This window comes from Deltaproteobacteria bacterium, assembly GCA_016709225.1.
In the GTDB taxonomy this organism is placed as follows: domain Bacteria; phylum Myxococcota_A; class Polyangia; order Nannocystales; family Nannocystaceae; genus Xiheibacterium; species Xiheibacterium phototrophicum.
Map to the genome: position 1 here is coordinate 201,510 of JADJEE010000002.1, position 26,429 is coordinate 227,938.

25 protein-coding genes are annotated in these 26,429 nt (G+C 70.7%); 13 read left to right on the plus strand and 12 right to left on the minus strand.

What is annotated here, in order from left to right; translation table 11 throughout:
* Positions 1-302 precede the first annotated feature (302 nt).
* Positions 303-1,628 carry a hypothetical protein gene (locus tag IPH07_15025; GenBank protein MBK6918703.1) on the plus strand — a complete coding sequence of 442 codons (1,326 nt, stop codon included), beginning with the start codon at positions 303-305 and terminating at the stop codon, positions 1,626-1,628.
* Positions 1,629-1,656: 28 nt separating this feature from the next.
* Here the strand turns inward: IPH07_15025 and IPH07_15030 are convergent, their stop codons facing one another.
* Entirely contained in the window at positions 1,657-2,697 is a 1,041-nt protein-coding gene (locus IPH07_15030) for a hypothetical protein (protein ID MBK6918704.1), read from the minus strand.
* A 132-nt stretch (positions 2,698-2,829) separates the two neighbouring features.
* A complete protein-coding gene (locus IPH07_15035) occupies positions 2,830-3,381 on the minus strand; it encodes a hypothetical protein (GenBank protein MBK6918705.1) in 552 nt (183 codons plus the stop codon).
* Between the two features lie 223 nt (positions 3,382-3,604).
* Between IPH07_15035 and IPH07_15040 the strand changes: the two genes are divergently transcribed.
* Positions 3,605-4,207, plus strand: coding sequence for a hypothetical protein (locus IPH07_15040; GenBank protein MBK6918706.1), 603 nt, complete (start codon positions 3,605-3,607; stop codon positions 4,205-4,207).
* 25 nt (positions 4,208-4,232) lie between these two features.
* On the opposite strand, the gene IPH07_15045 is transcribed toward IPH07_15040, so the two are convergent.
* From IPH07_15045 to IPH07_15055, 3 genes are all read right to left on the minus strand, one after another.
* Positions 4,233-4,601: a hypothetical protein gene (locus tag IPH07_15045; protein ID MBK6918707.1), complete on the minus strand. Its 369-nt coding sequence runs from the start codon at positions 4,599-4,601 to the stop codon at positions 4,233-4,235.
* A gap of 385 nt (positions 4,602-4,986) precedes the next feature.
* Complete coding sequence (gene alaS, locus IPH07_15050) at positions 4,987-7,677, minus strand: alanine--tRNA ligase (GenBank protein ID MBK6918708.1); 2,691 nt, start codon at positions 7,675-7,677, stop codon at positions 4,987-4,989.
* A gap of 58 nt (positions 7,678-7,735) precedes the next feature.
* On the minus strand, positions 7,736-8,854 hold the full coding sequence (locus tag IPH07_15055) for a type IV pilus twitching motility protein PilT (GenBank protein MBK6918709.1): 1,119 nt from the start codon (positions 8,852-8,854) through the stop codon (positions 7,736-7,738).
* Between the two features lie 82 nt (positions 8,855-8,936).
* On the opposite strand from IPH07_15055, the gene IPH07_15060 reads away from it, so the two are divergent.
* From IPH07_15060 to IPH07_15075, 4 genes are all read left to right on the plus strand, one after another.
* Positions 8,937-9,353: a hypothetical protein gene (locus IPH07_15060; GenBank protein MBK6918710.1), complete on the plus strand. Its 417-nt coding sequence runs from the start codon at positions 8,937-8,939 to the stop codon at positions 9,351-9,353.
* On the plus strand, positions 9,350-10,519 hold the full coding sequence (locus tag IPH07_15065) for a hypothetical protein (GenBank protein MBK6918711.1): 1,170 nt from the start codon (positions 9,350-9,352) through the stop codon (positions 10,517-10,519). Before IPH07_15060 ends, IPH07_15065 begins: the two co-directional genes overlap by 4 nt.
* A gap of 126 nt (positions 10,520-10,645) precedes the next feature.
* On the plus strand, positions 10,646-11,560 hold the full coding sequence (locus IPH07_15070) for a hypothetical protein (GenBank protein ID MBK6918712.1): 915 nt from the start codon (positions 10,646-10,648) through the stop codon (positions 11,558-11,560).
* An 11-nt stretch (positions 11,561-11,571) separates the two neighbouring features.
* Complete coding sequence (locus tag IPH07_15075) at positions 11,572-12,030, plus strand: hypothetical protein (protein ID MBK6918713.1); 459 nt, start codon at positions 11,572-11,574, stop codon at positions 12,028-12,030.
* Positions 12,031-12,083: 53 nt separating this feature from the next.
* On the opposite strand, the gene IPH07_15080 is transcribed toward IPH07_15075, so the two are convergent.
* The 4 genes from IPH07_15080 to IPH07_15095 form a co-directional block, all read right to left on the minus strand.
* Positions 12,084-12,359, minus strand: a complete 276-nt coding sequence (locus IPH07_15080; GenBank protein MBK6918714.1) for a hypothetical protein — start codon at positions 12,357-12,359, stop codon at positions 12,084-12,086.
* A 44-nt stretch (positions 12,360-12,403) separates the two neighbouring features.
* Positions 12,404-13,018, minus strand: coding sequence for a hypothetical protein (locus IPH07_15085; protein ID MBK6918715.1), 615 nt, complete (start codon positions 13,016-13,018; stop codon positions 12,404-12,406).
* Between the two features lie 83 nt (positions 13,019-13,101).
* Complete coding sequence (locus IPH07_15090; GenBank protein ID MBK6918716.1) at positions 13,102-15,030, minus strand: serine/threonine protein kinase; 1,929 nt, start codon at positions 15,028-15,030, stop codon at positions 13,102-13,104.
* An 89-nt stretch (positions 15,031-15,119) separates the two neighbouring features.
* Positions 15,120-16,325, minus strand: a complete 1,206-nt coding sequence (locus IPH07_15095) for a class I SAM-dependent rRNA methyltransferase (GenBank protein MBK6918717.1) — start codon at positions 16,323-16,325, stop codon at positions 15,120-15,122.
* A 387-nt stretch (positions 16,326-16,712) separates the two neighbouring features.
* Between IPH07_15095 and pilB the strand changes: the two genes are divergently transcribed.
* From pilB to IPH07_15115, 4 genes are all read left to right on the plus strand, one after another.
* On the plus strand, positions 16,713-18,425 hold the full coding sequence (pilB, locus tag IPH07_15100; protein MBK6918718.1) for a type IV-A pilus assembly ATPase PilB: 1,713 nt from the start codon (positions 16,713-16,715) through the stop codon (positions 18,423-18,425).
* A 101-nt stretch (positions 18,426-18,526) separates the two neighbouring features.
* Positions 18,527-19,432, plus strand: a complete 906-nt coding sequence (locus tag IPH07_15105; GenBank protein MBK6918719.1) for a hypothetical protein — start codon at positions 18,527-18,529, stop codon at positions 19,430-19,432.
* Positions 19,433-19,479: 47 nt separating this feature from the next.
* Positions 19,480-19,896, plus strand: a complete 417-nt coding sequence (locus IPH07_15110) for a type II secretion system protein GspG (GenBank protein ID MBK6918720.1) — start codon at positions 19,480-19,482, stop codon at positions 19,894-19,896.
* A gap of 129 nt (positions 19,897-20,025) precedes the next feature.
* Complete coding sequence (locus IPH07_15115; GenBank protein ID MBK6918721.1) at positions 20,026-20,415, plus strand: hypothetical protein; 390 nt, start codon at positions 20,026-20,028, stop codon at positions 20,413-20,415.
* Positions 20,416-20,453: 38 nt separating this feature from the next.
* Here IPH07_15115 and IPH07_15120 read toward each other — a convergent pair whose 3' ends face one another.
* Positions 20,454-21,032, minus strand: coding sequence for an NAD(P)H-dependent oxidoreductase (locus IPH07_15120; GenBank protein MBK6918722.1), 579 nt, complete (start codon positions 21,030-21,032; stop codon positions 20,454-20,456).
* Positions 21,033-21,043: 11 nt separating this feature from the next.
* On the opposite strand from IPH07_15120, the gene IPH07_15125 reads away from it, so the two are divergent.
* The 3 genes from IPH07_15125 to IPH07_15135 are packed head-to-tail and all read left to right on the plus strand — an operon-like array spanning position 21,044 to position 25,183.
* Positions 21,044-22,243 (plus strand): type IV pilus twitching motility protein PilT, encoded by a 1,200-nt coding sequence (locus IPH07_15125; GenBank protein MBK6918723.1) that lies wholly within the window; start codon positions 21,044-21,046, stop codon positions 22,241-22,243.
* A gap of 23 nt (positions 22,244-22,266) precedes the next feature.
* The gene (locus IPH07_15130) at positions 22,267-23,472 is read left to right on the plus strand and encodes a type II secretion system F family protein (protein ID MBK6918724.1); all 1,206 of its coding nucleotides are present in this window, start codon (positions 22,267-22,269) and stop codon (positions 23,470-23,472) included.
* 22 nt (positions 23,473-23,494) lie between these two features.
* Positions 23,495-25,183 carry a PAS domain-containing protein gene (locus IPH07_15135; protein ID MBK6918725.1) on the plus strand — a complete coding sequence of 563 codons (1,689 nt, stop codon included), beginning with the start codon at positions 23,495-23,497 and terminating at the stop codon, positions 25,181-25,183.
* A gap of 17 nt (positions 25,184-25,200) precedes the next feature.
* Here the strand turns inward: IPH07_15135 and IPH07_15140 are convergent, their stop codons facing one another.
* A complete protein-coding gene (locus IPH07_15140; protein ID MBK6918726.1) occupies positions 25,201-25,716 on the minus strand; it encodes a hypothetical protein in 516 nt (171 codons plus the stop codon).
* Positions 25,717-25,767: 51 nt separating this feature from the next.
* Entirely contained in the window at positions 25,768-26,316 is a 549-nt protein-coding gene (locus IPH07_15145; GenBank protein MBK6918727.1) for an acyltransferase, read from the minus strand.
* Between the last annotated feature and the right edge of the window lie 113 nt (positions 26,317-26,429).

The window sequence follows — 26,429 nt, forward strand, 5'->3', positions numbered from 1 at the left end:
ACGTGCACGCGCACACGAGCAGCATCGAGAGCATCGCCTTCGCTGGGGCACGCAGGGGCTGAGGAGCTCGCGTCGTCATGGTCGGTGCGTCTGTGCACGACGCCCGCCATCCACGAACTCGCAGGGAACCGTGGCGTGTCCACGCGGCCGCGGCGGATCGTTGCCGCCGGGTCGCATGGGACGCCACATGGGACCCGGATCGCCAGACACCACGGGTGCACCTGCGAGCACGATGGTGAGGGCGTCTCACCCCGCCCACGATTGCGTCACAGATCGTCGAGTCGCCACGCATGGGAGACGCGATGCCGCCCGTATCCCAGCCCCGCACCGAGTCCATCGCGTGGATCACCGTGGGCATCGCTGCGCTCTTGGCCTGTGGCAGCCCCGGGGCCAACGACAGCAGTGCGACCGCAGGCGACGGCGACAGTACGGCGGCGGGCAGCAGCGGCGGCGCGAGCACGGATGCGTCGTCGTCGAGCTCGCCGACCGCGAGCGGCACGACGGCCGTCACCGACACCGGCAGCACCACCGGCAGCACCGACGACAGCTCGGGGGACGACGGCCCCCAGCCCGGCATGGACTGCGACGGTTCGAGCCCCGGGCGCGTGGGACAGTGGGAGGAGATCACGCCGCCCGAGTTCGCGACGCCGGACAACATGGAGGCCGCGACCATCGCGGTGAACCCGATCGACTGCAGCGTGTTCGCGACCGCCGGCAACGAGACCAACGGTGGTGATGGTGGCACCGGCGTGTTCAAGTCGACGGACGCCGGCGCGACGTGGTCGAAGATCAGCACCGGAGAGAACGGCGCCAAGCTCGAGACCGGGGTGATCTGGGCGCTTCGCATCGATCCCGTCGAGCCCGATCGCATGTACCTCGCCAGCGGCTACGGCAACGACCCGACGATCTATCGCTCGCTCGACGGCGGTGTGAACTGGACCATGCTCGACGCCGATCCCGACGACACCGTCAACGACTTCGCGCAGGCGATCGGCATGGATCGCGACGACCCGCGCCACCTCGTGATCACATGGCACGACAACTGCTCGGCGCCGCACACCCCCAACTGTCTTTCGCGCACCAAGGACGGCGGCGATACCTGGGAGATCATCGATGGCCCGCCGCAGTTCGGCGGCTGGGTCGAGGGCGCGAGCATCTCGATCTTCGGCCCCGACAGCTACCTGCTCGCGGCCGACAGCGGCGGCTGGTTCACCGCTGACGCCGGCGCGAGCTGGGCCCATGTCGTCGACGGCGTGCACTACGGGGTCTACGGCGGCGGCGTGCACTTCGCACCCGATGGGGCCGCGTACCTGGGCATGACCAACTCCGGGGTGTTCGTCAGCCGCGGCGACCGCGGGGCGCCGCTCGGCTCGACCTGGACCTTGCTGCCGGGCTCGCCGCAAGCCGCGCTCGTCATCGACGACGGCACGTCGCTGTACGCCACCTACCTGCACGATTTCGGCGGCCAGCCCTTCTGGCGCGCGCCGCTTGGAGACGTCGAGTCGTGGACGCAGATGGCCTCGCCGGAGATCGGACGTGGCGCGGTGGCGATCGACTACGACCCCACGAAGCACCTGGTGTACTCCGCCAACGGCGTGTTCGGGCTGTGGCGGCTGCGCACGCAGTGACGCCGCGCAGCGGGGACACCCATCCGGCTCACTCGATCACCGAGTCGGTGACCGTGATCGGCGTGTCGTCGTGGTTCGAGATCTGCGGATAGGTCGGGTACCACGACCCGCCTTGGTTGTGCGTGATGGTCGAGCGGTCGATGACGATGTTGCCGCTGTGATCGTTGCTGACGAAGAAGATCGCGCTGCCGTGCTGCACGACCTCGTTGTCCTCGATGCGGGTGCCGCACAGCGACAGCGTCATGGTGTTGCCGTCGTTGTAGATGGCGCCGCCACTGCCCCCTCCGGGGGTCCCGGCCTCGGCCGGGTTGCCGCCCATGCCGACGGCGCGGTTGTGGGAGAAGCGGCTGTTGAGGATCGTCCACGACACGCCGATCGAGCTCACGCCGCCACCGTTGGCGCACTGGTTGCCGTAGCCCTCCGCGCCGCCGAAGGTGCTGTTGACGAGGTAGACCTCGCGGTCCTCGAACTGATCGAACACGCGGATCGCCGCGCCGCCGACGTCGGGCCCGGTGTCGGCGCAGACGTTGTTGAAGAAGCGGGTGTTGACCGCCCGAAAGCGACCGCCACGGACCCAGATCGCGCCGCCGCCGTCGTTCTCGGCCTCGCCGCGGGAGTCGGCGTCGATGAAGGTCAGATTCTGCACCACCAGCCGCGGGTGATCCTGATCGTCGCAGTGCGAGGTGGTCCACACCTGCGCCTCGTCGCAGGTGTTCATGTACAGGATGCGGGTGGTGCCGCCGCCCGACAGTGTGACCAGGCCGCCGCCGTCGATGACGATCTCGGGCCCGGTGTCGTTGACGATCTTCGCCGGGCGATCGAGCGTGATCGTCACCGGATCGGGCCCGCAGTCGAACGTGATCACGCCGCCACCGGCGACCGCATCGATGAACGCATCGGCGGTGCAGCTGGCGGGCGTGCCGTCGCCGACGACGCGGGTGGGCGCGCTGACGTCGGCGAGCCCGGCCTCGGCCGGCACCTCGCAGTCGCCGTCAGGGTTGCCGGCGGGCGGTCCCTCTTCGGGATCGGTGAGGGGATTGGGCACGTCGGTCGGCGGGCCCGAGTCCACCGCACCATCGCTGCCGTCGTCGCTCGCCGACGACCCGTCGGCACTGCCACCGCCGCCGCAGCCGAACATCGCGAGCCCCAGCACCGAGTTCGTCCACCTCCGCGTCGTCATGGCTGCTCCTGTGGTTCGGGTCTACTCGCTCTGCGCGTCCGCCAACGCCCGCTTCCACTCGGCCGAGCGCTCGGGTCCGTCGTCGCCGGCCACGTCGTCGCCATCGGCGGGTTCGCGCGGCTCCGGCGACGAACCGTCGTCGTCCTCGTCGTCGTCGGACTCCATCAGCTCGAGGTCGCCCTCGTCGAGCATCTCGAGCTCGTCGACGTCGGTCGCCTCGTCGGCATCGGCGGCCAGGTCGGGGCGCTGGGGCACCGGCGGCAGCGGCACTGCGGGCAGCGGCACGCGCGGCAGTGTCACCTCGCGGCTCGGCGGCATCGCCAGGCCGTGCTCGTCCTCGTGGGCGTCGTGCCGCGCACCACCGTTGTGGGGCATCGCCATCGTCGCGGAACCCGGCGGCAGCGGCGCGGGCGCCTTGACGGTCGTCACCGTGACCGGTGCGCCGAGCAGGCCGGCGAGCTCCTCGTCGACGCCGGTCGCGATCACCTCGGCGGTTCGCTGCCGGGCCCAGTCGACGATCTCCTCGAGGGAGTCCGTGAGACCGAGCTCGTCCTTGAGTTGCGCGGGGTCCATGTCGGCGTCGTCGCAAACCTTATCACGGCGCGCCGCCGCCAGTGCCACGGGCACGACAACCCCGCGCGAGAACCGGGCCCGCGGGCCCGGCTCCGGCATCGGTCCGAGGGCAGGCGCGCGAGCCGTCACACGCGGGCGCACGCGCTGTAAGTGCTCCGCGCGCGCTGCCGTTCGGGGCCACGACATGCGCGGACCCCTCGCTGGCTGGCTTGCAACTACGATCGTGGCGTCGCTGGGCGCCATCACCCCGACGCTCGCCCACGCGGGCGATCTGCAGCTCGCGGGTCGCCACGGCGACGCGAACGCCCGACGCGACGCCCGACGTCAGCGCTTCGACGAGCGGCTGCACCTCGAGGACTTCCAGCGCGAGCCCAAGCGCAAGGGCTTCTACGCCGGCGCGGGCCTGTCGACCGGGCTCTCGCTACAACTGGATGGCTTCATCCCCGCGATCGGCCACCGCATCGAGATCGGTGGTGGTCTGAGCGAGCGCTTCACGCTGGGCGTGTCGGGCGGGCTGACCGGGCACCAGGGCATCAAGAAGGGCGTCGCGGGAGTCGTCGACATCGTCGGCCAGGGCTTCGTGTGGCGCGGCGCGTTCCTTCAGGTCGGCCTCGGTGCGACCAGCCACGCCGCGATGATCGGCCGCGCGCGTCGACCCGGCTTCGGCGGCTTCGCGGGGCTCGGCTACGAGTTCCGTCCGCTCGAGCACCTCGCGGTCGCCTTCGATGCGCAGTACGAACAGCGCGTGCGCACCGACGGGCGGCAGACCCACGCGCTGCTCTTCGGTCTGCGTCTGCGCGGCTACGTCCGGCTGCGCAAGCACTGACGCACGACCGACGCCGCGCGCCTACTCAACCCGAGCTCGAGCTGCCCGAGCCGCTCGACTCGCCCGAGCTGCCGTCGGTGGTCGCGATGCCGATGTCACCACCGTCGCCGCTCGACGCCGTGTCGTCGCCGACGCTGCCGAACGTGGTGAGCAAGGTCGAGGCCGCACCGCTCGGATCCTCGGTGGGATCGAGCGTGGGATCGATCACCAGTGTCGTCGCGCCGACGCTGGTCGTCATGCTGTCGTCGCCGCCCGTGCTGCCGCTGCCACCATCGGTGCCATCACCGGTGGTCTCCCCGGCATCGTCACCACCGTCTTCGCCATCGCAGGCCGGCACCACCGTGGCCATCACCAAGCCGAGTCCCCACAGTCGCATGCGTTGATGGATCGTCATTCGTCGTCACTCCTCGCGAAGCTGGCGTGGCTCCCCTGCTCCGACGCCCGTGGTCGACACGCCGGAGGGCACCCCAGCGCGGCGACCACGGGGTCGGTCGCATGAAAGTCCAGGTCGCGCGCACGCGACGGGCGGTCGTTGGACCCGGAGCACCAATGCCCGAGCCGACCGCAGGGTCGTCGCGAGTTCCCCCGCGCGTCCTGGCGTGCATCAAGACTAGCGACGGCGACGGCTTGTTTCGCACCACCGCACGTCGACGATCACATTCTCGATCGTGCACCGCTGCGCTGCGCGGCACCGCGATGGCGATCCCACGCGCGCACGCGTCGTCCCGGAATCGGGACATCGATGCGAACGCGTGGCCGGACCTGCAGGGTGGCGCGCGTCAGCCCAGCTGCGCCGCAAGTGCGGCCGCGGCCGCCTGCAACGCGTCGCCGAGCCCCGCGACCTTCGGGCCGCCGGCCTGGGCCAGGTCGGGGCGGCCGCCGCCCTTGCCGTCGATGTGCGGCGCGAGCACGCCGATCAGCTTGCCCGCGTGCACCTTGCCCTCGAGATCCTTGGTGACCGCGACCAGCAGCGTGGCCTTGCCCTCGATCTCGGCGCCGAGCACGAGCACGCCGGAGCCGAGCTTGTCGCGCATCGCGTCGGCCGCACCGCGCAGGGTCTTGGCATCGGGCGCGCTGATCTGGCGCGCGAGCAGCGTGACACCGCCGACCTCGCTGGTCGCCTCGGCCCCACCTCCACCGCCGCCGCCCATGGCGAGCTCGCGGCGCAGGTTCTCGATCTCGCGGCCGCTGTGCTTGAGGTCCTGCTGCAGGCGATCGATCTTGGCCGGCAGCTCGTCGAGCGCGTGCACGTGGAGCTTGTCGCGGGCGGTCTCGACCAGCTCGACCAGGCCCTGCAAGTAGGCCACCGCGCCCATGCCAGTGACGGCCTCGACGCGCCGCACGCCCTGCGCCACGCTGCCCTCGCTCACGATTGCAAACGAGCCGATGTCACCGGTGCGGGTGACATGGGTGCCGCCGCACAGCTCGATGCTGTCGTCGAACTGCACCACCCGCACGCGCTCGCCGTACTTGGCCTCGAACAGGCCGATGGCCCGACGCGCGCGCGCCTCGTCCATCGACTGTTGCTGCACGTCGGCCGCCGCATTGGCCAGCACCATCGCGTTGACCGTCAGCTCGATGCGGCGGCGTTCCTCGGCCGTCAGCGCGCGGTTGTGGCTGAAGTCGAAGCGCAGGCGATCGGGCGTGACCAGCGAGCCCTTCTGCGAGACGTGCTCGCCCAGGTGCTTGCGCAGCGCGTGGTGCAGCAGGTGGGTCGCGCTGTGGTTGCGGCGGATGGCATCGCGGCGCTGCACGTCGACCTCGGCTTGCACGGTGTCGCCGAGCTGCAGGGGCCCGCCCTCGAGCCGGCCGCGGTGCACGTGCATGCCGCCCCGGGGCTTGATGGTGTCGGCGACCGCGACCGTGGCAGCGCCGGCGCGCAGCCAGCCGGCATCGCCGATCTGTCCGCCGCTCTCGCCGTAGAACGGCGTGCGGTCGAGCACCACCTCGACCTCGGAGCCGGCCGCGGCGCTCGGCACCGACACGCCGTCGACCACGAGCGCGCGCACGGTCGCGGACGCCGACGTCAGGTCGTAGCCGAGGAACTCGCTGTCGCCGTGCTCGCCGTGCAGCGCGAAGTAGACCCCCGCGATCGCCTGCTCCTGACCGAGCTCGGCGGTCGCCTCGCCGCTGCTCTGGCGACGTCGCAGCGCCGCCTCGGCGGCGGCCTCGTCGAGCGACAGGCCGTGCTCGGCGACGATCACCGCGGTGAGATCGAGCGGGAAGCCGTAGGTGTCGTAGAGGTCGGCGGCGACCTCGGGCGAGAACGCAGCCGCATCGCGGGCGCGATCGTGTCCGTCCATCGCCGTGCGCAGGCGCTTGAGCCCGCGATCGAGCGTGCGGCGGAACGACACCTCCTCGGCCGCGGTGACCTCGGCGATGGTCGCCGCGCGCTCGCGCAGCTCGCCGTAGAAATCGCCGAAGCGGGCCACGACCTCGGCGCAGACCTCGTGGAAGAACGGACGATCGAGACCGATCTCGGTGCCGTGTCGGATCGCCCGCCGCATGATGCGACGCAGCACGTAGCTGCGGCCGGCCTTGTCGGGGAACACCCCGTCGGCGATGAGGAACGCGGCCGCGCGCGCGTGGTCGGCGATGACCCGCAGCGGCGCCTCGCCCTTGGCCGCCAGCGCCGCGGTCGACCCCCGGGTCTGCGCGAGCCGGCGCGCGCACTCGACCAGCGGCGCCAGCAGATCGGTCTCGTAGTTCGAGCCCACCCGCTGCACCGCGGCGGCGACCCGCTCGAGCCCGGCGCCGGTGTCGATCGCGGGCTTGGGCAGCGCGGTCATGGAGCCGTCGGCGTGCTTCTCGTACTGCATGAACACGAGGTTCCACAGCTCGACGTACTTGTCCGACTCGAACGCGGGGCCGCGGCCGGGCTCGCCGGAGCTGGGCGGCGCCACATCGCCGTGCCAGATGTGGATCTCCGAGCACGGACCGCAGGGGCCGGTGTCGCCCATCGACCAGAAGTTGTCGGTCGCGCTGCAGCGATAGATCCGTGACGCCGGCACCCGCTCGGCCCACAGCGCGGCGGCCTCCTCGTCGGCGGGCGCGTCCTCGCCGGTGCCGTCGAACACCGTCACCGCCAGGCGCTCGGCGGGGATGCCCATCTCGCCGGTGAGGAACTCCCACGCCCACGCGATCGCGTCGGCCTTGAAGTAGTCGCCGAACGAGAAGTTGCCCAGCATCTCGAACAGCGTGTGATGGCGCGGCGTGAAGCCGACGTTGTCGAGGTCGTTGTGCTTGCCGCCGGCCCGCACGCAGCGCTGCACCGACACCGCGCGGGTGTACGGCCGGCTCTCGCGGCCGGTGAAGACGTCCTTGAACTGGTTCATGCCTGCGTTCACGAACAACAGCGTCGGGTCGTTGCGCGGCACCAGCGGGCTGCTGGGCACGTGCGTGTGACCGCGAGCGGTGAAGAACTCGACGAAGCGCTGACGGATCTGATGGGCGGAGAGCGGCGAGGCCATGACGGAACCGGCCGCACTCTAGCAGGGCGCGGGCGGACGCCAAGCGGCCCGGCGAACTTCAGTAGGGCGAGTCGACCTGCAGCCCCGAACCCTGCTGCCCCGACGCGACGCCGCGGAAGTAGAGCGCGAAGTCGTCGGCGTTGGACGCGGCCGAGAGCGCCATCTCGTAGGTGACCAGCTGGCGCTGCACCAGCTCGGTGAGCGACTGGTCGAACGAGACCATGCCGTAGGGATGGACGCCGTCCTTGATGGCGTCGACGATCTCGTGGGTGCGCGCGCCGTCGATGATGAGGTCGCGGATGCGCGGCGTGTTCACGAGGATCTCGACCGCCGGGATCATGCCGCGGCCGTCGGCACGCGGCAGCAGGCGCTGCGACACGATCGCGGTGAGGATCGACGCCAGCTGCAGCCGCACCGCGTTCTGCGAGTGCGGCGGGAACATCTGCACGATGCGGTTGATGGTCTCCTGAGCATCGAGGGTGTGCAGCGTCGAGAACACCAGGTGGCCGGTCTCGGCGGCCAGCAGCGCGGTCTGGATGGTCTCGAGATCGCGCATCTCGCCGACGAACACCACGTCGGGGTCCTGGCGCAGCGCCGAGCGCAGCGCCGCCGAGAAGCTGTTGGTGTCGAAGCCGAGCTCGCGCTGGTTGATGACCGAGCGGTGGTCGCGGAAGACGTACTCGATCGGATCTTCGATCGTGATGACGTGGGCGGCGCGCTCGAAGTTGATGAGGTTGAGCAGCGACGCCATCGTGGTCGACTTGCCCGAACCGGTGATGCCGGTGACCAGCACCATGCCGCGCTGCTCGAGCGCGAGGTCGCGCACCCGCGGCGGCAGGTTGAGCCGCTCGAACGGCGGCACGTCGGCCGCGATCACGCGCATGACCATGCCGGTCTCGCCGCGCTGCTTGAAGACGTTCACGCGGTAGCGCAGCCCGTCGGGGGTCGCGTACGCGAGGTCGACCTCGTGGTCGCGCTGGAACTTGTCGTGGATGGTCTCGTTCATGATGTTCATGGCGAACGTCATGACGACCTCGCTGGTCATCGGCGGCACGTCCTTCAGCGTGCGGAGCACGCCGCGGATGCGGAACACCGGCGGCAACCCGACCTTGAGGTGGACATCCGAGGCACCGAGCTTGCGCGCGGCCTGGAGCACCCGATCGAAGATCTCGTTCATGGACGGCTACGAAGGTACCAGCTTGCCCGCGCCGGCGCGATCGGGCTTGACCACCCGCATCGCCGGGCGACAAGCTGCCAACATGCCTTCCCCAAGCCCTGCGTACGGCTCGCGTGCAGCCCTCGGCGCGCTCGCGCTGGCCATGATCGCGCTGGCCGCCTGCGCCCGCGTCGGCGGGCCCTACGACGGCGACGACATGTCGCCGAACACGGAGGCCATGAGCGCGACCGGGGCCGAAGGCACCGGCACCTCGGGCACCGCGGCGACCACCGATGCGACCGCGAGCACGACGGTGAGCACCGATCCGGCCGGCACCGACGCGAGTCAGAGCGGCGGCAGCAGCATGGGCAGCGACACCACCCTCACCGGCACGACCACCGACGCCTCGATCGGCGACTCGACCGGCGGCAGCTCGGGCGCCGCCGCGACCACCGATGCGTCCTCGAGCGGCGCCGTCGATCCCACCACCGGCGGCAGCTCGGGCACGGGGACCGCGTGATCGATCGGCCCCGAGGCCGAGCACTCGCGCTGCTCGTCGCAGTCGGCTGCGCGGGTGATGCCACCGTCGCGGGCAACGGCGGTGGCAGCTCGACCGGCACCGGCACCACCGGCATCGTCGCGACCACCACCGACGGTGAGGACCCACGCACCACCACCGCCGCCAGCACCGGCGACGATGCGCCCGCCGACACCACCGCGACGCCCACCGGCACCGCGACCTCGACCGGCGACGACAGCACCACCGGTGGTGGCCTCCGGCTCGACCATCTCTGCGGTACCCCGGCCCCCGAGGGCGCCGAGCTGCCACCGGCCCCGCCCGAGTACTCCGGCGGCACCTGCCCCGCACTGCAGCCCGGCTGGAACATGCTCACCAGCCTCGGTCACGCCCGCGAGTTCATCGTGGTGGTGCCGAGCGATCTCGGCGAGGACGAACAGCTGCCGTTGGTGTTCCTGTGGCACTGGCTGGGCGGCGACGCCGAGGGCTTCCTCGAGAAGGCCGACGTGCAGAACGCCGCCGACCAGCTGCGCTTCGCGGCCGTGATCCCGGCCGAGAAGGGCGACCTGCTGTTCCGCTGGCTGTTCACCGCGATCGACTCCGATGCGCGCATGCAGGAGGAGTTCGGCTTCTTCGACGACATGCTGGCGTGCATGGTCGCCAACTACACGATCGACACCGCGTGCATCTCGAGCACCGGCGTGAGCGCGGGTGCGCTGTTCACCGATCAGCTCGGCCAGGGTCGCGGCGAGTACCTCTCGTCGATCATCTCGCTGTCGGGCGGCGTCGGCGGCCTGGTCAAGCCGTGGAACGGCTCGCCGCACATCATGCCGGCGATGGTGCTGTGGGGCGGCCCGAGCGACTTCTGCGTCGCGATCGACTTCGAGGCGGGCTCGCACAACCTCGAGGCCGCGCTGGTCGAAGACGGCCATCCGGTGCTCGAGTGCGTGCACAACTGCGGGCACTCCGAGCCGCCGTTCGAGCCGCCCTCGCCCGAGCTCACCACGTATGCCGGGATGTGGCGCTTCTGGCTCGATCACCCGTACTGGCTGACCGACGGTGAGTCACCGTGGAACGTCGCGCTGCCGGAGGGTACGCCGGGGTGGTGTGCCATGGGCGTCGGCAATGCTACGCCGCGCGAGGGCGAGTGCAACGGCGGGGGCTGCTGAGCCACGCCCACCGAGGCAATCCGCCTCCACAGGCGCGCGAGCGGTAGCCCAGCGCACCGCAGATGCACGCGCGCACCCCGGTGTCGCGCCTTGCTCGCGACACGAGCAGGTGGCTATCGTCCGCCCATGATTCGCACCCGCATCCTCGCCGCAGGGCTCGTGCTCGGCGTGCCCATCGTGGCCGGCGCACGACTCGGAGATCCGGAACCCGCCGAAGCCAAGGCCGAAGCCAAAGCCGACGCCAAAGCCGACGCCACCGTCACCGACGCGATCGCCCTCGAAGACGACATCCTCGGCGTCATCGCGCTCCCCCTCGCGGCCGCCGATGCCCGCGACGCCGGCGTCGAGGCCGAAGAGGTGGTCACCGCGATCGATGCGGTCGACGCGGCCGGCGCTTCGCCCAGCGACGCCACCGCCGTGCTCACTGCAGAGGCCGATGCCACGCGCAAGCGCGGCGCCAAGAAAGGTTTCGGCGTCTGGGTGCGGCTGCAGGTCGCCGACGGCAAGCGTGGGACCGAGCTGGCCACACTCATCGCCAAGAAGAAGGCCGAGTACGCCGAGATGACCGACGAGCAACGCGCCGAGATCGACGCCAAGCTCGCCGCGCTGCACGACAAGGCGGTCGAGCACCGCAAGCGCGTGCACGAGCGACGTCACGAGCTCATCGTCGCCGGCAAGAAGGCCAAGCGCATCGGCGAAGCCGAGCTGGCGTCGCTCGAGAAGCGGCTGGCCAAGAACGACAAGCGTCAGGCTCGCATCGAGAAGCTCATCGCCGAGGATCCCGCGCGCAAGGAAGAGCTCGAGCGGGTGCTCACCCACCAGGAGAAGCGCGAGGCGAAGCTGGAGAAGCGCGAAGACAAGCTCGAGGAGCGCACGGAGAAGCTCGACGACAAGCTCGAGAAGATCGAGGACAAGCACGAGGAGCGCAAGGAGGAACGCAAGGAGAAGCGCGAGGAGAAGCGCGAGGAGATCGACGCCAAGCGCGACGAGGCCAAGCGCGACCACGGCAAGCACGAGGGCGAAGGCAAGGGCGGAAAGTGAAGACCACGACCATGACGAAGCACCCCACCCTCCACCTCTGTGGCTTGCTCGCACTCTCGCTGTTCGCCTGCGACGCCTCCGAGGGCGACGGCAAGACCGTCGCGAAGGCCGACGCCAAGGCCGGCAAGGCCGACACCAAGGCCGGCAAGGCCGATGCGAAGGTGACCGCGAAGCCCGACGCCAAGGCCACGCCCGATGCGAAGGCCGAGCCCGATGCGAAGGCCGAGCCCGATGCGAAGGCCGACGACGGCGCAGGTCCGCCGGACGCCGATGCGGCGGGTCCCGACGTCGCCAAGCTCGCCGAGCTCGCCCGCGCCATCTCGGCGGATCCCGCCGCGGCCGACGACCTGCTCGAGAAGGCCGGCATGGACCGCGCGCAGTTCGAGGCCGCGATGGTCGCGATCGCGAAGGACGAGTGGCAGACCGACCTCTATCTCGCGGCCCTCACGGCGCCCAAGGGCACCGGCTGACGACGCCGCCCCCCGAAAACGGTGCGCACGCCCGGCCTCGGACGTGCGCCCGATCAACGGTGCAGCTGCGCGGGCGCACGACCACGACCGCGCAGCAACCCGATCGCCGCCACCAGCGACCAGGTGCCCTCGAGCAGCACGAACCCGTACTGACGCCCCACCACCGCGGTGTACGTGAGCCCGGCCGCGCCGATGAAGTTCAGCCACAGATACCTTGGTGAACGGGGATCGACGCGCTGCATCGTCACGAGGGTGAACGCGACGAGGATGAGCACGGCGCCGACGAGCGAGACGATCTGATCGAGGGGCAAGGGTTCGCGCCGGAGCATCCCCCGAAACCCCGTCGACGCGCGAGCACCCCTCGGCAATCGGGCTAGCGCGCCGCCTTCGCAGCCTTCTTCGCAGCCTTGCGCGCGGCCGGGGCCTTCGCGGCCTGCTTCGCCGCCGCCTTCGCGGCCTTCTTCGCCGACGGCGCCTTCGCGGTCTTCTTCGCCGACGGCGTCTTCGCGGCCGTCTTCGCCGCCGGCGCCTTCGCGGTCTTCTTCGCGGCCGGCGTCTTCGCGGTCTTCTTCGCGGCCGGCGTCTTCGCGGTCGTCTTCGCGGCTGGCGTCTTCGCGGTCTTCTTCGCCGTCGCGGCCAGCGGTCGCTTCTCGTAGCGCGGCTGGTACAGCTGCACGCGCACGCCACCGGGCATCGTCAGGTGCGTGACGAGGCCGTAGCCGTGGTCGGCGATCTCGTCGTCGAACGCGACGCCGCGCAGCCGCAGGGTCGCGACCGTCGCGGCGAGATCGTCGGTGAAGAACGAGATGTCGTGGCTGCCCGACTGGGTATCGTTGCTCGGGTGCACGCCGAGGTCGCCCTCGAACAGGTCGAAGATCAACCACCCGCCACCGACGTCGCTGGCCGACAGCTGCAGCTTGTCGCGGAGGAACGCACGCAGCTCGTCGGGCTGCGAGGAGTAGAACATGCCGTGGATGCCCTTGATCATGGTCGGTCGCCTCGGGTGCTTGGGGGTTTGGGTGGCTGCGCGGCCGGCAGTATCGCCGATCTGCGGCGCACGACGAGGGCCCGTCAGTGGGGTTCGGGTGACTTTGGCACGCGCAGTGGTTGGGCACGGCTGCGGCGCGCCGCCCACATCGCAATCGCGAAGGCGGTCACCGCGGTGACCGCGGCGACGAGCCCCAGTGCCTGCGGCCACTCGATCGCCGCGAAGGCCCCGAGCGCGAAGCAGGACGCGCACCCGAGCATCCGACGGCCGACGATCGGCGTCGCGATCGACGACGCTCCGGCGGCGACGAACAACGCGAAGGCCACGCCCGAGGGGTACGAGACCCCCGCGCGCCACGACAACCCAAGCGATAGCGTCACGGCGGTCGAGCCGAGCGTGAGCATGTCGATCACCGCGCGTCCGGCGAAGTTGGACTGCGCACCCGAGCGGCGCCGCAAGAAGAGCAAGGCCAGCGTGAACGGCAGCATGAGGCCGATCGCGTCGAGGTATCCGGGCCGGTGCAGGCCGCTGACCCGCAGGCCGAACAAGGTGAGGATCGCGCCGCCCAACACCAGGCTCAACACCAACGAGGCACGGCGTCGGCGCTCGGCGTTGTGACCGAAGTCGGCGTCGAGGCGCAGCTGCTGCAGCGTCCGCAGCTCGCCTTCGCGACGCATGAGCTCGGCCTCGAGGGCGCGCAGGCGCGCCACCAGCTCGGGCCGAGGGGCGCGCAACTCGGCCAACACCGCCGCGGCGCCGCTGGCGTTGCGCGCCTGCAGCTCGAGGTCGACGGCGATCTCCAGCGCGCGCTGCAGCCCTGCGGCGGCCTCCGGGTTCTCGGGCCACGCCCGCAGCGCGACCTGGAAGCCGATGCGAGCCTCGCTGGCCAGCGCGGTCAGGCTGCCGGGCGCGATCATGGTGCCGCGCAGGTCACCCCGCACCGCAGCGTCGAGGCGCCGCAGCGCCTCGGTCGCGGTCGCGCCGAGCTGCCGCGAGCTCTCGTGGCGCAGGAACGCCAGCACCGCCTGGCGCAGCTCCGCCACGTCCGCGAAGCGATGCTCGCGATCGCGGTCGGTCGCGCGGTTGCAGATCGCCGCCAACTCCCTGGGCACCGCGGCGGGGTACGTGAAGGGGTTCGAGCGGTGCGCGAGCACCAGCTGCGCGACGTGATCGGGTGCGTCGTGCCGCGGCCGCCCCGTCACGAGCTCGTGCAACAGCGCGCCCAGCAGATACACGTCGGTGCGCCGATCGATGCGACGCCCGTCGCAGTCGGCCATCTCCGGTGCCATGTACCCCGGCGTGCCCGCCAGCGTCCGCACCGACGCCGCCGAGGGTAGCCGCCCCTCGCCGTCGAGCCCGACCGCGAGGCCCCAGTCGAGCACATAGACCTCGCCGAAGCCGCCGACCATGACGTTGGCGGGCTTGAGATCACGGTGCAGCACGCCGCGACTGTGGGCGTACTCGATCGCGTGGCACACCTGCACGAACACCCGCAGCTCGCGCTCGATGGTGGCCTCGTCCGTGGGACCATCGGGCCCGAACAACGGCACCAGCTCCGCGTCCCACGGCTTGCCGCCGACCAGCCGCATCACCACGAACGACTCGCCGTCGGCACCGCGACCGAGCGCATGCACGGGCACGATGCTGGGGTGCTCGAGCGCGCCGAGCACCCTGCCCTCGCGGATCAACGCGTCGTCATCGGCCTGGTTGCGTCGACCGGCGCGCACGCGCTTGACCGCGACCGTGCGCCCGAGCGCGACCTGCTCGGCCGACCACACCTCGCCGCGCCCGCCCTCGGCGAGCTTGCGCTCGAGCACGAGGTCGGCCGCCAGGCCACCGCCGCGGGTGTGACCGACGGCGAGGCGCGGCACGCCGATCTCCCGTGCGACCGGCCCCTGCGGGTTGGCGACGATGGTGCCCTTCTCGTCGAGCGACAGCTGCGCGAGGTCGACACCGATGTCTTCGACCAGCGTGCGATAGTCCCGCTCGTGGCTGTCGATGACGCCGACCACCTGTGCACCACGTCCGCGTGCGGAGGCGGCGAGGGTATCACGCGGACGCCCTCGGGAACGCGACGCGCGGGTTCGCCCAACTCGGCTGCTCAGGCGATCCGCAGCAACTTGGCCTTCAGGTAGCGGCCCTCACCAAATGCCGGCGGCACCGGGAAGTCTGGCGGCAGTCCGCACTCGCCGATCACGACCGCATCGCGGTGGCCCGCGACCGCACCGAGGCCGATCGCCTGCAGCAGCTCGTCCTCGGGCAGCTTGCTGGCGTTGCTCACCGCCAGCACCAAGCCACCGGGCGCCACCACCTGCACGATCGCGGCGATGAGGTCCTGCCAGTTCCGCAGCGCGGAGAACACCTTGTTGCCGACCCGCGAGAACGGCGGGGGATCGACCACCACGAGATCGAAGCGCTCGCCACGGACCCGCAGGCGCTCGAGGTGCTTGAAGGCGTCGCCGTCGAGCGGCGTGCAGGCCTGGGGGTCGAGCCCCGAGGCCTGCAGGTTCTGCCGACAGCGCGCGTGCGAGCGGGCCGCCGCGTCGACGTTGAACACCTCGGTCGCGCCGCCGCGCACGGCCCGAATGCCGAAGGCACCGGTGAACGAGAAGAGGTTGAGCACGCGACGCCCGGCCGCGAGGCCTTCGACCATGCGACGTCCTTCACGCAGGTCGAGGAACAACCCCGGCGACACCGGTGCGCTGACGTCGATGAGGAAGCGCAGGCCGTCCTCGCTGACCTCGAACTCCGGCGGCGCGGTCTTGCCCGCGAGGTGGAACGCCGGTGGGCGGCGATCCTCGGCGCTGACCGGGCGCAGACGGTCTTGCATGTAGATGCCGGCCGGCTCGAGCTCCCGCTGCAGCACCGCCACCAGCGTGTCGAGCCAGGCCTCGGCGGCGCGCGAGTACTTGAAGATGAGCAGGTAGTCGCCCAGGCGATCGACGGCGATGCCGGGCATGCCGTCGCCCTCACCGTGGATCAGCCGGCACGCGCCGCGCACGGCGTCGTCGAGGTGACGCTCGCGCAACGCGACGGCCTGGCGCACGCGCGCCGTGATCGCGGCCTCGTCCCACGCGAACTGCTCGGCGCGGCTGACCACGCGCAACGCGATCGCGCCCTCGGGCTCGTAGAGCGCCCAGCCGAGCAGCGTGCCGTCCTCGTCGGCGACCTTGACGCACGCCCCCGCCGCGAGCTCGCCTGGCACGCGCACGAGCGAGTCACGGAACACCCACGGGTGACCGGACGAGAGCCCGCGGGCGGCGGGATGCGAGAGCCGCACTGCGCTCTCGTCGACGCGGCGTCGCATGAAGCTCGGGGCCCGCGGTCCGCCGCGACCGCCCTGGCGACCACCGTCGCGACCGCGCTCACGACCGCCGTCGCGCGCGGGCGCACGTCCGGGTCCGCGTTTGTTGGGGTCGCTACGTGGTTGCGATGCCATGGGCGTCTTCGAGGGGCGCACCATAGCCCAAGTGCCCCAGTTTCGAGAAGCCGACGCGGGCGCTTCGCGTGCGCGCATGCCGGAGTCGCGGCGGGTTCGGGCACGCGCACGCGAGCGGACGGCCACCCGCGCCCATGCGCGGGCCGAAGCGGGTACGCTTGGGCCGGGCTCGCTCGCGACGCCGACGACCCCGCCACCAGGCCTCCCGCCCCAGCCCCGGCACCCGACGCCCGCACGCTCCCGGAACGACTCGAGATGGCCAACGATCGCATCGGTGAAATCCTCGTCCGCGAGAGCATCATCTCCGCCGACCAGCTGCGTCAGGCCCAGGCCGAGCAGCGGACCACCGGCAAGCGCCTGGCCTACAGCCTCGCGCGCCTGGGCATCCTCGGCGAGAAGGAGCTCACCGAGTTCATGGCGCGCCAGTACGGCGTGCCGGCGATCAGCCTCTCGGAGTTCGAGATCGATCCCGAGGTCATCCAGCTGATCCCCAAGGAGGTCGCGCAGAAGCACACCGTGCTGCCGGTGCAGCGCGCCGGCTCGATGCTCATCGTCGCGATGGCCGATCCGTCGAACATCTACGCGATCGACGACCTGAAGTTCCTCACCGGTCTCAACATCGAGCCGGTCGTCACCACCGACGCCGCCATCGAGGAGGCCATCGTCCGCTACTACGAGCAGCCCGAGAAGCTGAGCTCGTACGACGACGTGATGGGCGACCTCGACATGAACGAGGTCGACTACGCCGACGACCTCGAGGACGACTTCAACGCGCTCGAGAGCCAGGCCGAGGCCGAGCAGGCACCGGTCGTCAAGCTGTGCAACCTCATCTTGCTGAACGCGATCCAGAAGGGCGCGTCGGACATCCACATCGAGCCCTACGAGAAGAGCTACCGGGTGCGATACCGCATCGACGGGGTGCTGCACGCCGAGATGGCGCCGCCGCTGCGGCTGCGCAACGCGATCACGAGCCGCATGAAGATCATGGCGCAGCTGGACATCGCCGAGCGCCGCCTGCCGCAGGACGGTCGCATCAAGCTGAAGATCGGCAAGAACCGCGAGATGGACTTCCGCGTGTCGACGCTGCCGACGCTGTTCGGCGAGAAGATCGTCATGCGTCTGCTCGACCGCGACAAGCTCGAGCTCGACATGACCAAGCTCGGCTTCGAGACCGCGCCGCTCAAGATCTTCAAGGACAACATCAACCGGCCCTACGGCATGTGCCTGGTGACGGGCCCGACCGGCTCGGGCAAGACCACCACGCTGTACTCCGCGCTCTCCGAGCTCAACTCGAGCGAGGTCAACATCAGCACCGCCGAGGATCCCGTCGAGTACAACCTCGTCGGCGTGAACCAGGTGCAGATGCACGAAGAGATCGGGCTCAACTTCGCCCAGGCGCTGCGCTCGTTCCTGCGCCAGGACCCCGACATCATCATGGTCGGCGAGGTCCGCGACTTCGAGACCGCCGAGATCGCGGTCAAGGCGGCGTTGACCGGCCACTTGGTGCTCTCGACGCTACACACCAATGACGCGCCCTCGACCATCAACCGCCTGCTCAACATGGGCGTCGAGCCGTTCCTGGTGACCGCGTCGGTGAACATGATCGTCGCGCAGCGGCTCGCGCGGAAGATCTGCAAGGACTGCACCGGCGAGGACCCCCACGCCGCCTCCCAGGCGCTCATCGACGCCGGCATGAACGCGACCGAGGTCAAGAACTTCACGCCGCGCCGCGGCAAGGGCTGCCGCACCTGCGGCGGCACCGGCTACAAGGGCCGCGTCGCGCTGTACGAAGTGATGGCACTGTCCGATCCGCTCAAGGACCTGGTGCTCCAGGGCGCCTCGACCGCGGAGCTCAAGACCGAGGCGATTCGACTGGGCATGGTCACGCTGCGACGCAGCGGGCTGAACAAGGTCGCCGAGGGCGTGAGCACGCTCGAGGAGATCCTGCGCGTGACCGCCTCCGACTGACGTCGTGCTCGGGCTCTCGCGACCGCGCAGGGCCGACTCGGGCGGCGGCGCGAGGGTGCGCGCAGCCGCGCCCCGGCTGCATGCTACGCTACTGGACGATCATGTTGCTGCGTGCTCGCCACCTCGCGCCCCTCGCTGCAGCCACGCTGGCCGCGTGCTTCTCCGAGCAAGTCGACGAGGACGAGGGCGGGGAGTCGGCATCGACCACCGCTGCGACCTCCTCGTCCTCCGCCGCGAGCACGAACGGCAGCGACGGCACCAGCACCACGGGCGACACGAGCGGTACCGCCACCGGCACCACGGTGACCGGCGACCCCAGCTCGAGCGAGGTCGGCGACCCGGACAGCACCGGCGCGACCGTGAGCTTCTGCGACGAGCTGGGCGACATGATCGGGTCGGACCCAGTGGTGACCTGCGTCGACTTCGACGACGGCTCCGCGCGGGACAACTGGACCACCCTCCTGAGTGCCGGCGGGATGGTGCGGTTCGATGTGCCCGCGGGCGAGCCGCCGCCGCCGCATCCGCCCGCGATGGGAGCCTCCGTGCCGCCCGACGACGTGCCCGAGAACGCGGCCGGGATCACGCGGTCGCTCAGCGTCCTCAGCCTGCCGCTGCGCCTCGAGTTCGCGTTCCTCGTCGAGACCTGCGTCGCCGACGTGCGCCTGGTCGAGCTGTCGTTCCCGGGCGCGCAGACCTACGAGGTCTTCCTGCAGGCGACGCCATCGGGCGTGCAGCTCGGCATCGCCACGCCGCTGAGCGACGCGACGCTGTACCCGCTCGATGGCGATGTCCTCGCGAACAGCGGACCATGGTCGCGCTGGCGCATCGCCACCGACCCGATCTCGGGCTACGTCGACGTGTTCGTCGACGACACCCGCGCCGCCCAGGTCGTCGGGCTGCCGACGCCGATGCCAGACCTGGAGGAGCCGCCGACGCTGCGCGTGGGCGCGCTCGATGGCGACGTGGCCGGCTGCGCGGTGTGGTTCGACGACATCGTCGCGTACTGACGCGCCCGAGCGCTCGGCCGTGCGGCGTTGCTCGGCGTCGTGCCACCATGCTCGCGATGCTGCGCACGCCGCCTGCGATCCCCCTGCTGCTCGTGATGCTCGTCGCCGCCTGTGGCGGCGCGCCGCCACAGGATCCACCCGCACCCTCCCCCGCGAGCTCGCCGGGCCTACCGCAGCAGGTCGTGCACGAACTCGAGCAGGCGCAGCGGGAGACCGCGCGCGTCGAGGCGCAGCAGCTGCGTGCCGCGGCGGAGCTGCACGTGCTGCGAACCGGCGCATGTCCGGCGAGCGTCGAGGCGCTGGTCGAGGCGCGCGAGCTCGATCGGGCGCGGCCGGATCCGTGGGGTCGCGCGTATGTGCTGTCGTGCGCCGACCAGGGCCGCACGCTCGCGGTGAGCTCGCTCGGCGCCGATGCGCAGGCGGGGACCGACGACGACATCACGGTCGACGCCGAGGGCGGCTAGGCCCCGATCGATCGTGCGGCCACAGTGATCAACCGCGCCGCGACCACGGTCTAGGAGCACACGAGGCCCGGGTTGCCCATGACCACCGCCGATCACTCGACCGAGGCGCGACTTCGCGTCCGTCGCCACATGCTCACCTCCTTGGCGGGCGTGCTCGCGCTCTTCGTCGGGGCCGGCGTGGCCGGTGCACTCGGGAAGCTGCTCGACCACAGCCCGCTGCGCCAGATCATCGTGCTCGGCGTGCTCCTGCCCAGCCTCACCGCGCCCGTGGTGGTCGGCCTGTGGTCGGCGCGACGCAACCTGCGATGCCCCGGCTGCGACGGTTCGTTCCTGTCGATGCGGCGACGCTCGCCGTGGTCCGAGCGAACCTCGGGGCACTGCCCGGGCTGCGGCGCACTGCTGTTCACGACGCACGCCCCGACGCGGCAGGCCCGCTCGTTCGCCGTGGGCATCGGGGCTGCGCTCGCCGTCCTCACGTTGATGGGCGCGCTCGCGTTCGTGCTCTCGAAGTCGCGATAGCGCCTCCACGCGTCGCGCTCGCGGTCGGCCAGCGCCGGCTAGCCGTCGCCGCGCACGCGCGCGACGAAGCTCGCGAAGCCGGCGATGAAATCCCCCACCCGCTTGCGCGTGGCCTCGTCGACGAGCTTGCCGTCGCCGTCGAAGGCCTTGCCCGCGCCCGAGAGGTACAGCCGCGGGCCCGGCCACACCAGCATGCCGAGCGCGCGCTGCACCGGCGCCCACGCGGTCTGCGACGCGATGGTGCCGCCCTGGCCCGGCGTGATGCCGGTGAGCGCGGTGGGCTTGTTGCCGAACACGCGCGCGAGATCGGCGGCCGGCCGCGACATCCAGTCGATCGCGTTCTTGAACACGCCGGGCATCCCCGAGTTGTACTCGGGCGTGACCAGCAGCAGGCCGTCGGCCGCGGCCACGCGATCCTTCAAGCGCGTCACCGCCTCGGGTACGCCGTGGGCGGCCTCCTCGTCGCCGTCGTACAGCGGCACGCCGCGCAGCGAGAGCACCTCGATCTCGACGCCCGCGGGCGCGAGACGGGCCAGCTCGGCCAAGAGCTGTCCGTTGTAGGAGCCGGTCCTGAGGCTGCCGGCGATCCCGGCGATGTGCAGCGTCGGTGTCGTCATCGGCCCCCTTCATGCCACACCCCGCGCCGCAGCCCCGCGCGACCCGGCGAATTCGCTTCGGGTCGCGCAGTTGGGGTACCCTGGAGTCCGTTCGCGTCTCTCGCGGGGCCCAAGAAGTGAGCGTCAACCTCCACCAGCTGCTGTCCGCGATGGTCGAGTCCGGAGCGACCGACCTCCACATCACCACCGGCGCGCCGCCCCAGCTGCGCATCGACGGCGACCTGGTGCCGCTCAAGGTGCCCAAGCTCGGGCCCGTCGAGACCAAGCAGCTCTGCTACTCGATCCTGAACGACAAGCAGAAGCACCGCTTCGAAGAGGACCTCGAGCTCGACCTCTCGTTCGGGGTCAAGGGCCTGGCCCGCTTCCGCGCCAACGTGTTCCAGCAGCGCGGCGCCACCTGTGCCGCGTTCCGGCTCATCCCCTACGAGATCCCCACGCTCGAGAAGCTCGGTCTGCCCGGCGTCGTGCGTGGCCTTACCCGTCGGCCCCGCGGCCTGGTGCTCGTGACCGGCCCGACCGGCTCGGGCAAGAGCACCTCGCTGGCGGCGATGATCGACGTCATCAACCACGAGCTGCGCGGGCACATCCTGACGATCGAAGATCCGATCGAGTACCTGCACCAGCACGGCTCCTGCATCGTCAACCAGCGCGAGGTCGGCTCCGACACCAAGGGCTTCGGCACCGCGCTCAAGTACGCGCTGCGGCAGGATCCCGACGTCATCCTGCTGGGCGAGATGCGCGACCAGGAGACCATGGAGGCCGCGCTCACGCTGGCCGAGACCGGTCACCTCACGTTCGGCACGCTGCACACCAACTCCGCGGTGCAGACCATCAACCGCGTGATCGACATGTTCCCCGCGCACCGTCACACGCAGGTGCGCACGCAGCTCAGCTTCGTGCTCGAGGGCGTGCTGTGCCAGTCGCTGCTGCCCAAGCCCGACGGTGGCCGTGCGCTGGCGGTCGAGGTGCTGGTGCCCACCGATGGCATCCGCGCGCTCATCCGCGACGCCAAGGTGCACCAGATCTACTCGCAGATGCAGCTGGGCCAGGGTGTGCACGAGATGCAGACCTTCAACCAGTCCCTGGCCGACCTCGTGCTGCGCGGCCAGGTCTCCAACGAGGTCGCGCTGCGCCGCTCGAGCGATCCCATCGAGCTCAAGACCCTCATCGAGCAGGGCCGCGGCCTCGGCGGCGTCCGCCGCACCCGCTAGCCGACCGCAAGGACGACCCGAGCATGCCGACGTTCATCTGGGAAGCGCGCAACAAGGCCGGTGAGCTCCGTAGCGGCAGCCTGTCGGCGGACAGCCAGGGCGCGCTGGTCGAGCGGCTCGTCGCCCAGGGCCTGACCGTCACGAAGGTCAAGAAGAAGCCCACCGAGTTCGTGATGCCGACCATCGGCAGCGGCGTCTCGCTGAAGGACATGGTCGTCTTCACGCGGACGTTCTCGACCATGATCGACGCCGGCCTGCCGATGGTGCAGTGCCTCGACATGCTCGCCAACCAGTCCGACAACCTGCGCTTCCGACGGGTGCTCGCGGGCGTGAAGACCGAGGTCGAGTCGGGCAAGTCGCTGTCCGAGGCGCTCGGCTCCTACCCCAAGGTCTTCGACGATCTGTTCCGCAACCTGGTCGCGGCCGGCGAGGCCGGCGGCATCCTCGACACCATCTTCCGCCGGCTCGCGACCTACCTCGAGAAGGCCGCCAAGCTGCGCCGCCAGGTCCGCGGCGCGATGGTCTACCCGTCGGTCATCCTCTTCGTCGGCGTGGTCGTGGTGCTGGTGATGATCACCCGCGTGCTGCCGGTGTTCGAGAAGATGTTCAAGGACCTCGGCGCCGGTAGCCTGCCGGCGCCCACGCGGTTCGTGCTCGCCATCAGCCACGGCATCACCGATCACGCGGTGGTGGTGACCGGCATCGCGGTGGTGTTCGTGGTGCTGATGGGCCTGGGGCTACGGACCGAGCGGGGGCGCTATGCGCTCGACGTGGTGCTGATCCGCATGCCGGTGCTGGGCCCGGTGATGCGCAAGGTCGCGGTCGCCCGCTTCACGCGGACGCTCGGCACGCTGCTGTCCTCGGGCGTCGCGATCCTCGAGGGCCTCGACATCGTCGCCAAGACCTCGGGCAACCGCCTGGTCTCGCGCGCCATCATGTACGCGCGCGAGCGCATCTCGGAGGGCCGCGACATCGCCTCGCCGCTGCTCGAGACGGGCGTGTTCCCCCCGATGGTCGTGCAGATGATCGGCGTCGGCGAGCAGACCGGCGCGATGGACGACATGCTGCAGAAGATCGCCGATTTCTACGAGGACGAGGTCGACACCGCGGTCGCTGCGATGACGGCGCTGCTCGAGCCCATCATGCTGGTGTTCCTCGGCGGTCTGGTCGGCGGCATGCTGATCGCGATGTACATGCCGATCTTCGAGGTCGCCGGCAACATCAAGTAGGCCGCGTCGACGGCCGACCCCCATGGCACCCGAGTCCGTGCGCGCGCTGGCGTCGTCTTCCCGCTCCGGCGCTGGCCGCAGTGCGCCGGCGACTGCCGCCGCATCGCGGCGCATCTCGTACTTCATGCTGTTCCGGCTGGGCTTGCTGGCGATGTTCACCGTGCTGGCCGGCGCCTTCACGCTCGCCAGCGACCAGGCGGTGACGACCAACACCAGCATCGGGGTGTGGGCGACGCTGGTGCTCGGCTACGCGGTGACGATCGCCTACGCGCGGTGGCTGCCGCGCGCGCGCGACCTGCCGCGCTTCGCATGGACCCAGACTGTCATCGACATCGTGCTGGCGGCGGTCGCGGTGACCCTGACCGGGGGCATCGACTCTGGACTCGTCACGCTCTACCCGCTGGCGGTGCTGGGCGCTGCGATCATGGGCGGCCGGCGCCATACCTGGGGCGCCGTGATCGCCTGCACGGTCGTGTTCGGGCTGATGAGCATCCTCGAGCAGAGCGGTGTGCTCACGCCCCAGACCATGGGCGGCGTGTGGCTACCGCTGCCGCGACGCGAAGCGACGCTGCTGGTGCTTCGCACCCTGGGCGCGCTGCTGGGCGTGGGCCTGTTGTCGTCGTACCTCGCCGTGCAGCTGCAGGCCTCGGTGTCACAGGTCGGCAACCTGCGCGCGCTCAACGACAACATCGTGCGCTCGGTGAACTCCGGCCTGTTGACGGTCGATACCTACGACCGGCTGCTGTTCTTCAACCCCGCCGCGCGCGAGATGCTGATGTTGCAGGACGAGGACATCGGCGCGCCGCTGTCGTCGGTGCTGCCCGAGCTCGCCAGTGCGAGCCGCGGCGACACGGCCCGCATCGACCTCGCACACCGTCTGATCGACGGCCGGACGATCCGCATCGGCTTGACGCGGGTGCCACTGCTCGACGCGCAGGGCATCGAGATCGGGCGCGTCATCAACTTCCAGGACGTCACCCGACTGCACGAGCTCGGCGAGCGCGTGCGTCGCAACGACCGGCTCGCAGCGTTGGGTGGCATGGCGGCCTCGGTGGCCCACGAGATCCGCAACCCCCTGGCGTCGATCTCGGGCTCTGCAGAGCTGCTGTCGACCGCGCAGCTCGATGAAGAGGACGCGCGCCTGCTCGCCATCATCCGCCGCGAGTCGAGCCGCCTCTCCGACATGATCCGCGACCTACTGGCGTTCACGCGCCCGCGCGCGCCCGAGCCGGTGCGCCTCGATCTCGCGCGAGCCGTACGCGAGACCACCGAGGCGTTCGCCGCCGATCCCAACAACGTCGGCGTCACGGTGGTGTTCGACGGCAGCCCCGGCGCCGAGGTCGACGTCGACCCGGTCCAGCTGGGCCAGGTGCTGTGGAACCTGATGCGCAACGCCGCCGAGGCCATGCACGGACGCGGCGAGCTGCGCGTCGAGGTCTTTGCCGACGGTCCAGAGGTGAAGATCGCGGTCTCGGACGACGGCGTGGGCATCAGCGGCGAGCGGCTCGAGTCGATCTTCGACCCCTTCTTCACCACCAAGGAGCACGGCACCGGCTTCGGGCTGGCGATCGTGCACCGCATCGTCGAGGACAACGGCGGCTCGATCCGCGTGGCCTCGGCGGTCGGCGCAGGCAGCACCTTCACGGTGGTGTTCCCGCGGGCGCAGGACCGCGTCGAGGTCTCGTCGAGCGGCGAGCTGTCGCTCGACTGACGCGCAGCCCCGCGGCTTCAGCCCAGCGTCAGCCGAGCCGGCGTGCGACGTCCGAGAAACACCCGCAGCTCGCGAACGCCCTTCACGCGGCGGCCGATCGCCTTCAGCTCGTCGAGGATGCGCAGCGTCAGGTTCCGCTCACCCCGCGGCCCCGCGATGGCGTACTCCTCGTGCACCGCGACGAACAGGGCCACCAGCGCGTCGGCGTCGCGCAGGTAGACCACCACGCCGACGAGATCGTCACCGAGCTCGCCGCGATCGAGCACGAACAGCGTCTGCGACTCGCGCCCCGACGCCAAGGCGATGCGCAGCGAACCCGCCTCGCTGCGGATGCGGGGGATGCCGAACTGCTGCACCACGAACGCCACGCCGTCGACGACCCGCGCCTGGTTGCCGTTGAAGAACAGCAGCCGCTCGAGCTCGTCCTTGTGCTCGAGGCCGATGCGCGAGGAGAACACCAGCTCGTCGACGAACACACCGGCGGCGGTCGCCCCATCGCCCGCGGCTGCGTCGTGTTCGTCGTCGGCCGCCACGGTGTCCCACGGGGTGCGCGGCCCGGCGTGCACCGGGCCACGAGGGTGGCGCTAGCCGGCCGACTCCTCGGACTTGCGCTTCGCGATGCTCTCGAACAGTCGATCCGGCAGCCGCAGATCCGGCTTCTGCCGCGAGCTCGACACCCACGTGCGCGGCGGCACGTCGCGATCGACCAGCACGCCGGCGTTGACCACCGAGTCCTCACCGATCTCGACGCCGCACGCGATGATGGCCCCGGCGCCGACCGAGCAGCCGCGGCGGAAGATGGTCGGCTTCTGGCGCAGCGGAAAGAAGTGCTGCACGGGCTTGTTGGGATAGCCGTGGCCCATGTTGAGGTGCGTCAAGATGATCGTGCGCATGCCGATCGCGACGCTGTCCTCGATGATGATCTTGTCGGCCATGTCGAAGAACACCTGCCGCCCGATGTGGGCGTGGGCGCCGATCGTCAGGTTCGAGAAGTCGTTGGGGCAGTCGTGCATCGTGATGTTGGGCCCGATCGGCCATGCATCCGGGTGGATGTTGGCGCCGAAGCGCCGCAACACCTGCTTGGTGAGGTCGGGGTCGCAGCTCTGCTGCAGGAAACCCACGATGCCGAACATGCCGCTGCGCTCGTAGATGGCCTCGACGTCGGGCCACTGCACCTGCTCCCACAGGCGCGCGCCGGCGTACTTGATGAGGCGGCGGACGGCGGTCTTGACCGGTCCCATGGCGC